We start from the raw sequence: 13745 nt of genomic DNA on the forward strand, positions 1-13745 counted from the left end.
GCACAGCCTTCAGCATCCGTTTTATTTTTTCTGCATCACTGCCTTGGGTTTATTTGTTTTGGCAGCCGGCTTTGTTTTTTTGCCTGATTTGACCGACTGCTGTTTCGATAACGTTTTATTATTCTGTTTATTGTTTAACGGTGCATTAGTTTTCGAAATTGTTTTTTCTTTTACCGGTTGTTTAACAACTGGTGCTGCCATTTTCTTTACCACTGCCGAATCTTTCGCAGGCGGCGCTGCTACAACAACAGTACTGCTGTCTGCAACCGCTGTTCCCTTCAGCAATGATTCTATTGCCTTTGCAGCTGCAGCTGAATCGACCAGTTTCTTCGCCGTACCTCTCTTTACTGCCACCACCTGGTTTGCATACTGCACATCAACCTTTTCATATTTGTTCATACCCTGCTGCAGCCATGCTTTCTTATAGAATGTATACAGCCGGCTGAACTTGCTGTCGATTTCTTCTGCATCTCCAAGTGCCACAATATGATCACCGATTGCCGGGATCAGTTCAAATGTTGCATGCGGCGTAATGTCTACCTGCGACACATGTGCCATCCAGAACGAGTCCGCAACAATATAACGGCTCAGCTTCACCACATCTTCCAGCAGGGCGCTATCGGGTTTCGACAGTTTTGCCTTATCTGAAGGAAAGCCGGTAAATACAGGTACGCGGGCCGACATCTTCTCGCTGAGCGGTAATCGTAATCCGCCACTGTCGAGGTAAAAAGAACTGCCCTGTGCAGTAAACACCCTTGCAACCGGTTCGCGCTCTTCAATCTTCACCTGCAGTACCTGCCCGTTATCGAAATACAGTTCCGCATTTTTTACCCAGGGGTTCTTTTCCATCCCGGTTTCGAGCTGGCGCAGGTTTACTGCTGAAACAGGGAGACCTTTTACCGGGCCCCTTGCATTCACCAGCTGCAGCACATCTTTCTCGTCAATGAACATATGGTGTTCCGCGCCTGCAATTTCGATCTGTACATCTTCGCATTTCCGCTGGCTTTTTTTCTGCATGGCGGCGCCCAGCAGCACAATCGTTCCAATGCCTGCCAGCAGCCAGATTACCTGCAATACTCTTTTTTTCCAGCTCATTTTTTTCATCCGCCCGACCTCTCCAGTGTTTCTTTTACGGGTTGAATCCATGCATCTATATCACCAGCACCGGCCATTACCACCAGGGCTGGTTTTTTATCCGTTACATATTGGAGCATCTGTTCTTTTGTGAACACATGCTTATGTTCCAGTTTCATTTTGTTCAGCACCAGGCTGCTCGTAACACCTTCCACCGGTAATTCGCGTGCGGGATAGATCGGCAGCAGGATCACTTCATCTGCCATATCCAGGCTCGCTGCAAATTCATCCGCCAGGTCTTTTGTTCTGCTGAACAGATGGGGCTGAAATACAAGTGTCATTTTACGATCGCTGAAAATGCTTTTCACCCCGCTGATCAAAGCACGCAATTCTTCCGGGTGATGCGCATAATCATCGATCAGCGTATGCTGCCCGTTATTCAAAGCATATTCAAATCTTCTGCGTACACCTTTGAATGCGTCCACGGCTGAACGGATCGCATCATCTGTTATCCCGAGCTGTCTTGCTACCGTAATGGCAGCAATCACATTTTCTATATTGTGCAGACCGCCCATATGCAGCTGCACATCGCCGATCTCCCAGTCTGCCGCCTTTACATTGAAATGATAACTGCCATTCCTTACCATTACATCAACTGCCCTCACATCCGCTCCTGCGTGATCATAACTGTATGTGATCCTGTTGTTATTGTTCAGATCAGCTTCACGACCCAACCCTGATTTTACCACCAGTGCGCCGCCTGGTTTTACCTTATGTGAAAACTGGATGAACGCATTTTCCACTTCTTCGGGGGTGCCATAGATATCCAGGTGATCAGGATCCATTGCCGTGATGACCGCGATATCCGGAACCAGCTTCAGGAAACTGCGGTCGTATTCATCCGCCTCTACTACCACCACGTTCCTTTCATGACTCCAGAAATTGGTATTGTAATTGGCAGAAATACCGCCGAGGAAGGCATTGCAACCATAACCGGAATGCCTTAAGATATGAGCGATCATGGTGGTAACGGTTGTCTTTCCATGGGTACCGCCCACGCAGATATTAAAAGAACCTTCAGTGATCCATTGCAGTATGTCACTTCTTTTCACCACCGTGTAACCGTTCTCTTTATAATAGACCAGTTCTGCATGCTGAGCCGGGATAGCCGGTGTATACACAATCACATCAGCATCCCTGGGAGCCAGTTCAGGATTCTCTTCATAATGGATCGCTATGCCTGAATTTTCAAGTTCCCTGGTAAGTGGTGTCCGGGTTCTGTCGTAACCGCTTACCCTTGTACCTTTCGCATGAAAATACCTGGCAAGCGCACTCATGCCGATGCCGCCTATGCCTATGAAATAGATATTTTTTATTTCGTTCAATCTGCTCACCTGATCTGTTTTAATATTTCTGCTGCTATGATATCGTCTGCATTGGTAACCGCCAGTGGCCTGATATGTTCCTTCAATGATGTTCTCAGAGACGCATCATTAGCCAGGCGCAGGATCTCTGGGAACAGTTTTGCCCGGATATCCGCGTCTTTTACCAGCAACGCGGCTTTCCGGTCGGCGAGATACTGCGCATTTACGGTCTGGTGATCTTCTGCGGCATGAGGATACGGAACGAATATCACCGGTTTTCCCGCCACACATAATTCCGCTACAGACATGGCCCCTGCCCTTGACACCACGATATCCGCCGCTGCATATGCTTTATCCATTTCATAAATAAAGCTGTCTACCCATACATTGCTGAACGGCTGCCCGCGATGTTTGTAGCTTTCAGCACCATTGGTTCCTGTCTGCCAGATCAATTCTATATTATGCTGTGCCAGTTCATGCACATGCGCTGCGATCAGTTCATTGATGCTCCTGGCTCCGAGACTTCCGCCTACAGCCAGCAGGATCGTTTTGGAAGGATCGAGTCCGAAATGTTTTACGGCTTCTTCTCTTTCACCAACGGCTTTTACGATCTCTTTGCGAACCGGGTTACCGGTGATCTGTATTTTGCCGGCGGGAAAGAACTGCTCCATTCCTTCCGATGCTACAAACACAGCCGTTGCTTTTTTACCCAGCAGTATATTGCTCTTCCCTGCAAATGAATTGCTCTCATGAATGAAAGTGGGAATGCCCTTGCCCTGCGCATATCTTAATACAGGGAAACTGGAATAACCGCCAACGCCGATCACCGCATCCGGTTCAAAAGCGTTCACGATCTTTTTCACCTGCATGAAACTTTTAAAGAGCTTAAATGGAAGTCCCAGGTTTTTAAGAATCGAGCTGCGGTTGAAACCGGCTATATCCAATCCGTCGATCTGGTAACCGGCCCGCGGCACTTTTTCCATCTCCATTTTGCCTTTAGCACCGATGAAACGGATCTCAATGCCTGGCGATTGTGCTTTCAGTGCATTGGCAATAGCGATGGCCGGGAAAATATGTCCGCCGGTTCCTCCTCCTGCTATGATGATCTTTTTTGCCATATTATGCCAGCGCTGGTTTTTCAGTTTCTCCTGCCGGCGCCAGGTGATCGGTTACCGGTTCTTCCACTTTTCCTTCCATCTGTTCTACGTTCCTTGCCACACTCAGGATGATACCGATCGCACAGCAGGTGAAGAGATAGGAACTTCCGCCCATACTCACCAGCGGCAGGGTTACTCCCGTTACCGGAACCAGGTTCACATTCACCGCCATATTGGCCACAGCCTGTATCACCAGCGTAAAGCTTAACCCCAGCGCAAGGAATGCTCCGAATGCATACGGGCATCTCCGGAAGATGCGTATGCACCTGAACAGGAACACCAGGTATATGAAGATCATAAATGCACCGCCCATCAGGCCGTACTCTTCTATGATGATCGAATAGATAAAGTCATTGTATGCCTGCGGCAGGAAATTCCGCTGCTGGCTGTTACCGGGGCCTAATCCTACCAACACACCACCATTCGCGATGGCGATCTTTGCCTGCTGTACCTGGTAAGGAACTTCATCTTTTTCAGCGTATATAAAATCCTGCACGCGTTTCACCCAGGTACCGAAGCGACCAAAGGATTTCGCTTTTTCAGCTACGGTTGTTTTTTTTGTTTCTTCCTTCTGTTTACCATCGTATGTGATCACTGCCACAGACACGATAAATGCAACGGGTATCAGCGCCACTCCTATGGTTAGCAATATATGTTTAATGCTTACCCGCCCTATGAACATCAGCAGCAACGATGTGGCGCCGGTGAGCAATGCGTTAGACAGGTTAGCGGGCATGATCAGGGCGCAGATGATCAGCACCGGCATCACAACGGGAAGAAACCCTTTTTTAAAATCCTTGATCACTTCCTGCTTACGGCTCAGCATCCTTGAGATATACATGAACAAGGCCAGTTTGGCAAGATCACTTGTCTGCACTGTCATGTTGATGATGGGCAGTTTGATCCAGCGGCTTCCTTCATTGATCCTTGCTCCGAAGAACAGGGTATAAATAAGCAAAGGAACCGATAGCATGAACAGCACCGTAGCTACCCTTGAAAACAGGGTATAATTGATCCGGTGGAGGAAATAGATCAGCAGGATACCGATCATTGTAAACGACACCTGTTTGAACAGGTATACATTGGTATTGCCCTTGTACATCTTGTATGCAAGCGAACCTGTTGCACTGTATACCACCAGTATCGACACCAGCGACAGCAGTACCACGATGCCCCATATGTATTTATCTCCTCTTGTCCTGTAGGCAAGCTGGTTCCGCATCCCTTCTACGGAAGGGATCTGTGAAAACAATTTGTCTGTGGTCTCGTTCATCAACCTCTGTTCGTGTTATGTTGTACCCGCGTTTGCCGGGCAGTATTTACAATTCTTTTACAGCATCTTTGAACTGCGTTCCCCTGTCTTCATAATTCTTGAAGAGGTCGAAGCTTGCGCAGGCCGGACTCAGCAGCACCACATCATCCTTTACCGCTATTTTAAAGGCTGCGTTCACCGCTTTCTTTGCCGTGTCTGCTTCAACGATCACCGGAACGATATCCTTGAATGCGTCGATGATCTTTTTATTATCAACACCCATGCATACGATCGCTTTCACTTTTTCCTTTACCAGGTCTTCGATCAGTGAATAATCATTCCCTTTATCGGTACCACCAAGGATCAGCACGGTTGGCTTGCTCATGCTTTCCAGCGCATACCAGGTGCTGTTTACGTTGGTCGCCTTACTGTCGTTGATGAATTCCACCCCGCGTACCATGGCTACGAATTCCATCCTGTGCTCCAGGCTGTGGAAGTTCTTGACAGCTTCGCGTATTTTTTCTTTGCGGATACCGAGTGTTGCTGCTGCTATACCTGCTGCCATTGTATTGTAGTTATTGTGTTTTCCTTTCAGGGCGAAGTCGTAAATACTCATACTGACTCTTTCTTCCTGTATTCTTAACATCATCTGATCGCCTTTGATGTAGCCGCCTTTTTTTACTTCTTGTTTCATAGAGAATGGTAATGGGTTAGTATGAATGGTTAGTAAAGCCAAATGTTTCATGATTACTTCATCGTCCTGGCAGTAGATGAAATAATCATTCATAGTCTGATTTTCGATGATCCTGAACTTGCTTCTTACATAATTCTCGAATTTGTAATCGTACCTGTCCAGGTGATCTTCCGTGATGTTCAGCAACACGCTTATATCCGGTCTGAATTCCTTGATATCATCCAGCTGAAAAGAACTGATCTCTGCTACATAGATCGCTTTCGGATCTTCGGCCACCTGTTTGGCAAAAGAATAACCGATATTTCCTACCAGTGCGCAATCCAGTCCTGCCGTTTCGCAGATATGGTAGATCAGCGCGGTAGTGGTGCTTTTGCCGTTGCTGCCGGTGATCGCCACTATCTTGCTGTTCCCTTTGAACCGGTATGCGAATTCTATTTCACTGATCACCGGTATTCCCTGTTTCCTGATCTGTTTTACCATTTCATTTTTTTCAGGAATGCCCGGGCTTTTCATCACTTCCGTTGCACTGAGGATCTTTTCTGCCGTATGTTGTCCTTCTTCAAAATCGATCCCGTTATCAATGAGCTCCTGCCGGTACTTAGGCTTGAGTGCGCCGCCATCGCTGAGAAACACTTCATAGCCGTTCTTCTTCCCGAGCAGTGCAGCACCTACACCGCTCTCTCCGCCTCCGAGTATTACCAGCTTTTTATACATTTCGTCCTTTGTGTTCATTATCTCATTTTCAGCGTAAGGATCGACATCACCACACAGAGTATGGTTATGATCCAGAACCTTACGGCTATCTTACTTTCATGAAATCCTTTTTTCTGGTAATGATGGTGCAGCGGGCTCATCAGGAATACCCTTTTGCCCTCACCGTATTTCCGTTTGGTGTATTTGAAGTAACTGACCTGTATCATCACGCTCAGCAGTTCTATCAGGAATACTCCGCAGAAAATCGGGATCAGTAATTCTTTTCTTACGATGATGGCCAGCGATGCGATGATGCCGCCCAGCGCCAGGCTTCCCGTATCGCCCATGAATACCTGTGCCGGGTATGCATTGTACCATAAGAACCCGATACAGGCTCCCACAAATGCGCCTACGAAAATCGAGAGTTCACCCAGATTGGGGATATACATCACATTCAGGTACTCGGCAAATTTGTAGTTTCCGCTTACATAGATGAATACACCGAGTGCCGCACCGATAATAGCACTTACGCCTGCAGCCAGCCCATCGAGTCCGTCTGTGATATTAGCTCCGTTCGATACCGCGGTTACAATAAATGTTACAATCAGGATATAAACGATCCAGGTATATTTTTCTGCGCCGGGACCGATCCAGCTGACCAGCTTGCTGTAATTGAACTCATGGTTCTTTACAAACGGAATGGTGGTGATAGGTGTTTTTACTTTCACAAACTTCCTGTCCACCCCATCCATATTTCTTACAAACACATTGGAATCCCGCGCCAGCCGCTCGCCCTGCTGTGGTGCATAGGTTGCTCCGCTCACCACTTCTCTTTCAACAGTTACAGCATTGCTGAAATAAAGCGTTACGCCGATGATGATGCCAAGACCTACCTGGCCAATGATCTTACTTACACCGGCAAGACCGTCGCTGTCTTTCTTTTTATATGCTTCGCCCTTCTGCTGCGCTGATTTTCTTGCTTTGATCTTGAAATAATCGTCCAGGAAACCGATCGCTCCGAGCCATACGGTGCAGAGCACCATCAGCCTGATGTATACTTTATCGAGGTTGGCAAAAAGCAGGGTTGGAATGAGAATGCTGAGCAATATGATGATCCCGCCCATGGTTGGCGTTCCCTTCTTCTGCTGCTCACCCTGCAATCCCAGCTCACGTACAGTTTCGCCGATCTGGCGTCTCTGCAGGAAAAGGATCATCCTTTTACCATATACAGTTGCAATGAATAAAGACAACAAGATCGCCATGGCAATTCTGAATGTCAGGAACTGGAACAAGCCAGCACCGGGAACATTGAATTCCTGTTTCAGCCATGTGAAAAGTTGGTAGAGCATCTGGTTTGGTTTTTATTTTTCCCTCGTGTTTACAGTGATCCTTATTTATTCAGCAATTCAAACATTTCCTTCAGTACCTGCTTATCATCGAAATCATATTTCACCCCGTTGATCTCCTGGTATTTCTCATGTCCCTTTCCTGCCACCAGTATGATATCTTCCGGGTTGGCAAAACTCACAGCAGTTTTAATAGCTTCCTTCCGGTCGGCGATGGCAATGTATTTTCTGCGTGCCGCGCTGGTCAGGCCTTCTTCCATATCTTTCAGGATCTGGTTCGGGTCTTCGGTACGCGGGTTATCGCTGGTAAAAATGACCCTGTCGCTCAGATCGCAGGCCGACTGCCCCATTACCGGCCGCTTCGTCTTATCCCTGTCGCCGCCGCAACCCACTACCGTAATGATCTGCTCATGCCCTTTGCGTAATTTTCTGATCGTTGCCAGTACATTTTCCAATGCATCCGGCGTATGTGCGTAGTCAACGATGCCGATCACCATGGAAGGACTGATAGTATAATCGAACCGGCCTTCTGCACCCGTTGATATGCTGAGCGCTGTCAGTACTGTTTCGCTGTTCTCGCCGAGACAGATCGCAGCGCCATATACCGCAAGCAGGTTGTAGGCATTGAATTCTCCGATCAGTCTGAAATGAACTTCCGTATTGTTTACCGTCATCACCAGGCCAGTCAGCGCGTTCTCAAGGATCTTGCCTTTGAAATCGGCCATGGTCTTAAGGCTGTAATAATATTTTTTGGCCGGCGTATTCTGCAGCATCACTTCACCTCTCTTATCATCTGCGTTCGATAAGGCAAATGCCGTTGAAGGAAGATTATCGAAGAATCTCTTTTTCACCCTGATGTATTCATCAAAGGTTTTATGATAATCCAGGTGATCATGTGTGATATTACTGAAAATACCACCTGTGAACTGAAGACCGGTAATACGATGCTGATGGATCGCATGACTGCTGCACTCCATGAACACATGCGAACAACCCGCATCTGCCATATGCCGAAGTAATGCATTCAGGCTTACCGCATCCGGTGTTGTATGTGTGGCCGGAATAATTTCTTCATCTATCTGGTTCTGTACCGTACTGATCAATCCGCATTTATAACCCAGCTGACCAAACAACTTGAACAGAACTGTTGCAATCGTTGTTTTTCCGTTGGTGCCTGTTACACCTACCAGCTTTACCTGCGAAGATGGTTCACCATAATACCTGCTGGCCATATAAGCCACTGCCTCATGGGTGTTAGTAACCTGCAGGTAAGTTATTCCTGCTGCGGTCTGCGCAGGCAATACTTCACATACAATTGCCACAGCGCCCGATGCAATTGCTTTCTCTATATAGTCATGACCATCCGAAGCGACGCCTTTGATCGCTACAAAAGCGCTGCCTGCAGTTACCTTGCGGGAATCGATCTGTATATCTTTTACATCGATATCAGTGTTCCCCTGTACCTGCTTCAGGTGTACTTTGTATAATATGTCCTGCAGTCTGGCCATAATGATTGATGTTCCTGATCCTGGTTAATTCAATTCGATGTTTATTAATTGCCCCGGTGCAACCACCTGTCCGGCCTGTACCGATTGTTGTGTTACTTTTCCTTTTCCCTTCACATTGATCTTCAAACCCATGTTCTCGCACAAATAGACCACATCCTTCAATCCCATTCCTTTCAGCTGCGGCATCGTTCCCCGCTGAACGGGCTTTTTATTCATCACCACTGTTGCGTCTTTGCCGTAAATATTGATCCATTCATCTGTTCTGCCTGCAGAGTCCCTGTATGGTAATCCCAGTGTGGATGCGATGAACGATATATCCTGTTTCATCCCTGTATATGTAAATGCGGTACTGTCTTTCTTCACAGGTGCTGCCTGGTTATTTCCTGACTGGCGCACATATGTACTGTACAGCCTGTCTGAGATCTCCTTGAACACCGGCCCTGCTACCGATCCGCCGTAAAACACCGCTGCATGAGGTTTGTTCTTGATCACCACGATGCAGGTGTATTGCGGATTGTCTGCCGGAAAATATCCTGCAAACGACGACTGGTAGATCTTATCTGCATATCCCCTGTTATTATCAGCCACCAGCGCAGTACCTGTTTTTCCCGCAACGCTGTAAGGTGTGTTTTTGAACAGTTCCGTTGCTGTTCCCGCGGTACAAACGCCTTCGAGACAGGTTTTAAGTTGCCTGAGTGTCTGATCACTGCAGATCTTTTCATCCAGCACTACCGGTTTGATCTCGCGCAACAGAACACCTTCTTCTTTGATAGCGCTTACCAGGTAAGGACGCATCATTTTACCTCCATTGGCAACGGCATTGTACAGCATCGCTGTCTGCAGCGGACTTACTGCCAGGTTATAGCCGAAAGCCATCCATGGTAAAGTGGTTGGTCCCCAGAACCTGCCACCCGGCTTATAGATCACCGGTGGCTTTTCGCCTTTCAGATCTATGCCGGTCACCGTATCCATCCGCATTTTTTTAAGATGGCTGATGAAAGCGCCCGGTGTTGCGGCATAGTATGCTGCTGCAAGCTTCGCCATTCCGACATTTGAACTGAGCTCAAAAGCTTTCTGGATCGTTACATCCGTGCGACCGTGCTTTTCGCTGTCGTACACCGTCTGACCCGCAATTTTCCAGGTGCCGCCTTCCAGGTTTACGGTCTGGTTCAAAGAAACTTTTTTGTCTTCCAGCAATGCCAGCATGGTAGCCAGCTTGAAGGTTGATCCTGGTTCCGAGGGCGTAATGGCGTAATTGAAATCTTCCCAATAACTGCCATTGCTGCGTTTGCCCAGGTTAGCGATCGCTTTGATCTTACCTGTTTTTACTTCCAGTACGATCGCACAGCCATGTTCCGCCTCGTTCTTCTGCATCATCTTCATCAGCGCATTCTCAGTTACTTCCTGTATGAATACATCGATGGTGCTTACAATATCTTTCCCTGTTTCAGGTTCTATCTCATAAGTATCGTCTACCGGAACCGTTACGCCGCCTGCTATCGAGCGCACCCATTGTTTTCCGTTCCTTCCTTTCAGCACACTGTCGTAAGCCAGCTCCAATCCCACTTTATTCGAATCCCGCGCCAATCCGATGGTTCTGAATGCGAGCATCTGGTAAGGGTTCAGCCTGATGGTCCGCTCATTGGCGATCAACCCGCTTTTATATCTTCCCAGCCTGAACAGTGGGAATTTGCGCAGTTGCTCATATTCCCTGAAGGATATTTTCTTTTTGATCAGGAAATAACTGCTGTTATCCCTGTACCCTTGTTTCAGCAGTGTTTTATATTCTCCCTGAGACTGATCTCCGAACAACGTTGCCAGGCAATAACTGAGAGAATCGAGGTTATCGCGGAAACGCTGACCGTTCTTTTCCCGAAGAGGTGCCACCCTGAAATCCATGTATATGTCAAACTGGGGAATGCTGGTGCTCAGCATCTGTCCGTCTTCACTGTAGATCGTTCCACGCTCGGCTTCGATCTCGTTGATCTTCTGGTGAAGACTGTCGCTCATACTCCGCCAGTACTTTCCTTCTACCTGCTGTATATAAACTGCTTTGCCGAATATTGCCACGCATGCCACCACCACCAGTATATAACTCAGATATACCCGCCACAGGATGTCCCGCTTTACTTCTAGTTTTTCATTCCCCTTCACAAACAAACTGTATCTGTTATTGGCTGCCTTTTACAAAAAATATCATGGCTTCTTTTCCTGCTGAAGTCTTTGCGGCATTTCTTTCACCACTTTAAGACCCAATGGCTCTGTGGCTTTCACCATCTGCACTTCTTCACTCTTGAACATCACTTCACTTTTCAGCGTCTTGTATTCATATTGCAGTTCTTTCAACTCCACGGTTGTGGCATTGATCCTACGCATTGTTTTATCTGCCATATGCCCGTTTGCGATATACAACACCGCAAGCAGCGACAGGAACAGGAAAAAAGGAATATTGCTGAGCATCCACTGGTAGTTAAACAAACCTTTCAACGGGTTCCTGAGAGCATTACCTGCAGCTGGTTCCGTTTTTTTATTGCCTGTTTCTTCCATGCATTTATATTTTTTCAGCAACACGCAGCTTTGCGCTCCTGCTTCTTGAATTTCTTTTCAGCTCTTCATCGGTTGCCGTTACCGGCTTCCGGGTAATAATATTGAGTATCTCCTGCCTGCGGACAGATTCGAACGGGTTATCCGGTACCTCTTCAAAACTGCCCTGGCGAAAGAAATTTTTCACCAGCCTGTCTTCGATGGAATGGAATGTTATGATCGCAACACGCCCTCCCGGTGCAAGTACCTGCGGCACCTGTGCCAGCATTTCTTTCAGGGCGCCCATCTCATCATTCACTTCCATTCTCAGCGCCTGGAACACCTGAGCCAGGTATTTATTGGGATTCCCCTTTACAACCGGACTTACCAGTGATTTGAACTGTTCGATGGTTGTAACGGGCTGATGGTTCCTGTGCTGTGCAATATGCTTTGCGAGCGTTTTCGAGTTCGATACTTCGCCGTACTGCTCGAATATCTTATGCAGCTGCTGTTCAGTATAGGTTGCTACAATAACAGCAGCTGTTAATGGTTGCCGCCTGTCCATACGCATATCGAACGGGCCGGTAAAGCGGGTGGAAAACCCACGGTCGCCCTGGTCGAACTGGTGACTGCTCACGCCCAGGTCTGCCAGTATTCCGTCAACCGCGTTTACTTTATGCAAACGCAGGAAACGTTGCATATGGCGGAAATTCTGGGGCACAAACACGATCCTTTCATCTCTGGGCAGATTCTGCTCGGCATCGGCATCCTGATCAAAGGCAAAGAGTTTACCCTTTTCGCCAAGTTTTGCGAGAATACCCCTGCTGTGGCCACCGCCGCCGAATGTGCAATCCACATAGATGCCATCGGGCCTGATGTTGAGCGCATCGATGGTTTCATGGAACAGAACGGGAATATGGTAACCAGCCGCCGACTGGTTCACATCCAGATCCGAACCTTTTTTTCCGTTTTGCGCGTCCATGGGTCTCTGCTTTACTGCGTTCTCAAAATCAACCCGGGAATTTTTCATTTCCGTTTGTCATCACATCCTTTGCCAACTCACTGAAAGCTTCGGGTGAAAAATCATCAAAGAGCTGTTTATACTTACCTGCATCCCAGATTTCGAAACGATCCAGGGCCGCCGCCAGCACAATATCTTTTCCTAATCCCGCATATTCTTTCAGGGAAGCAGGCAACAGCATACGGCCGGCATTATCCAGCTCAATTTCCGTTGCACCACCCAGGAACTGCCTGCGGAATTGACGTACCTTTGGATCGAAGTCATTCAACTGGCTTATTTTGGCAATGATCAGTTCCCAACTTTTGATCGGATATAACGTGAGGCATTTTTCAAAGCCCCGGCTGAGAATGAAGCGCCCCTCGCCTTCAGGCAACTGTTTTTTCAGTCCGCCCGGAAGCAGGAAACGGCCTTTTGCATCGACCGTAGCTTCATATTCTCCGTGAAATCCGTTCATTGGTTAATAAATAATTGTCAGAATTACCACTTGTTGACACAAAATAACACTTTTTCCCACTTTTAAACGAGAAATGGGGGAGCTGTATTTATCCACAGATTTAATCAGGCTCAAAGCCTTTGCAGTATTGAATTTGAAGGTGTTTCAGGGCTTGCGGGATGTGAATCAAATGTGGATTGCTGTGGATAACCAGTGCATAACCTTAAAAATGCTTATTTTCAGCTTAAAATCATCCTTTTTATGACATCCGGCGGTTATTCCGGCACTCCCCTGATACGAAAACTAGGTATTCAACCAGGCATGAAAGTCATGCTTGTGAATGCCCCACCGGATTATTTCCAGCTATTGGGAGAAGACATCAGCGGTCAGGTGGTAAAAAGTGGGGCTGCTGATCTGGTACATCTTTTTGCAATAAAAGCAGCTGTACTCCGGGAGGAATTCAGCAGGCTGATCAGTGAAATGCCTTCAAACACAATCATCTGGATCTCCTGGTATAAAAAAGCTTCCCGTCTGCCGACGGATATAAACGAAGATCTTATCCGGGATATTGTGCTGCCGCTGGATTGGGTGGATATAAAAGTCTGTTCGGTAAGTGAACAATGGAGCGGACTTAAAATTGTAAAGCGGAAAGCTGCCCGCTGAGTGGTTCCGGCTTATTT

At 47.4% G+C, this 13745-nt stretch carries 12 protein-coding genes; 1 reads left to right on the forward strand and 11 read right to left on the reverse strand.

Annotated elements, in window-relative coordinates; all coding sequences use genetic code 11:
- Positions 1-21: 21 nt before the first annotated feature.
- The 11 genes from B5D42_RS08360 to mraZ are packed head-to-tail and all read right to left on the reverse strand — an operon-like array spanning position 22 to position 13086.
- Entirely contained in the window at positions 22-1095 is a 1074-nt protein-coding gene (locus B5D42_RS08360) for a POTRA-like domain-containing protein (protein ID WP_139367062.1), read from the reverse strand.
- Positions 1096-1100: 5 nt separating this feature from the next.
- Entirely contained in the window at positions 1101-2468 is a 1368-nt protein-coding gene (murC, locus tag B5D42_RS08365; RefSeq protein WP_078831033.1) for a UDP-N-acetylmuramate--L-alanine ligase, read from the reverse strand.
- On the reverse strand, positions 2465-3556 hold the full coding sequence (murG, locus tag B5D42_RS08370; RefSeq protein WP_078831034.1) for an undecaprenyldiphospho-muramoylpentapeptide beta-N-acetylglucosaminyltransferase: 1092 nt from the start codon (positions 3554-3556) through the stop codon (positions 2465-2467). The genes murC and murG overlap by 4 nt, the downstream gene beginning before the upstream one ends.
- Before the next feature lies 1 nt (position 3557).
- Positions 3558-4868, reverse strand: coding sequence for an FtsW/RodA/SpoVE family cell cycle protein (locus B5D42_RS08375; protein WP_078831035.1), 1311 nt, complete (start codon positions 4866-4868; stop codon positions 3558-3560).
- 46 nt (positions 4869-4914) lie between these two features.
- On the reverse strand, positions 4915-6273 hold the full coding sequence (murD, locus tag B5D42_RS08380; protein ID WP_245825613.1) for a UDP-N-acetylmuramoyl-L-alanine--D-glutamate ligase: 1359 nt from the start codon (positions 6271-6273) through the stop codon (positions 4915-4917).
- The gene (gene mraY / locus B5D42_RS08385) at positions 6273-7583 is read right to left on the reverse strand and encodes a phospho-N-acetylmuramoyl-pentapeptide-transferase (protein ID WP_078831036.1); all 1311 of its coding nucleotides are present in this window, start codon (positions 7581-7583) and stop codon (positions 6273-6275) included. Before mraY ends, murD begins: the two co-directional genes overlap by 1 nt.
- Positions 7584-7624: 41 nt before the next feature.
- A complete protein-coding gene (locus B5D42_RS08390) occupies positions 7625-9088 on the reverse strand; it encodes a UDP-N-acetylmuramoyl-L-alanyl-D-glutamate--2,6-diaminopimelate ligase (protein ID WP_078831037.1) in 1464 nt (487 codons plus the stop codon).
- 24 nt (positions 9089-9112) lie between these two features.
- Positions 9113-11242 (reverse strand): PASTA domain-containing penicillin-binding protein, encoded by a 2130-nt coding sequence (locus tag B5D42_RS08395; protein ID WP_078831308.1) that lies wholly within the window; start codon positions 11240-11242, stop codon positions 9113-9115.
- Between the two features lie 42 nt (positions 11243-11284).
- Positions 11285-11635 (reverse strand): FtsL-like putative cell division protein, encoded by a 351-nt coding sequence (locus B5D42_RS08400; RefSeq protein WP_245825615.1) that lies wholly within the window; start codon positions 11633-11635, stop codon positions 11285-11287.
- A 4-nt stretch (positions 11636-11639) separates the two neighbouring features.
- A complete protein-coding gene (gene rsmH / locus B5D42_RS08405; protein ID WP_078831310.1) occupies positions 11640-12593 on the reverse strand; it encodes a 16S rRNA (cytosine(1402)-N(4))-methyltransferase RsmH in 954 nt (317 codons plus the stop codon).
- 28 nt (positions 12594-12621) lie between these two features.
- Positions 12622-13086, reverse strand: coding sequence for a division/cell wall cluster transcriptional repressor MraZ (gene mraZ, locus B5D42_RS08410; protein ID WP_078831038.1), 465 nt, complete (start codon positions 13084-13086; stop codon positions 12622-12624).
- Between the two features lie 300 nt (positions 13087-13386).
- Here mraZ and B5D42_RS08415 point away from each other — a divergent pair, with 300 nt between their 5' ends.
- The gene (locus B5D42_RS08415; protein ID WP_139367063.1) at positions 13387-13728 is read left to right on the forward strand and encodes a DUF3052 domain-containing protein; all 342 of its coding nucleotides are present in this window, start codon (positions 13387-13389) and stop codon (positions 13726-13728) included.
- The last annotated feature ends 17 nt before the right edge of the window (positions 13729-13745 follow it).

The sequence above is a fragment of the Sediminibacterium ginsengisoli genome (assembly GCF_900167075.1).
GTDB lineage: Bacteria > Bacteroidota > Bacteroidia > Chitinophagales > Chitinophagaceae > Sediminibacterium > Sediminibacterium ginsengisoli.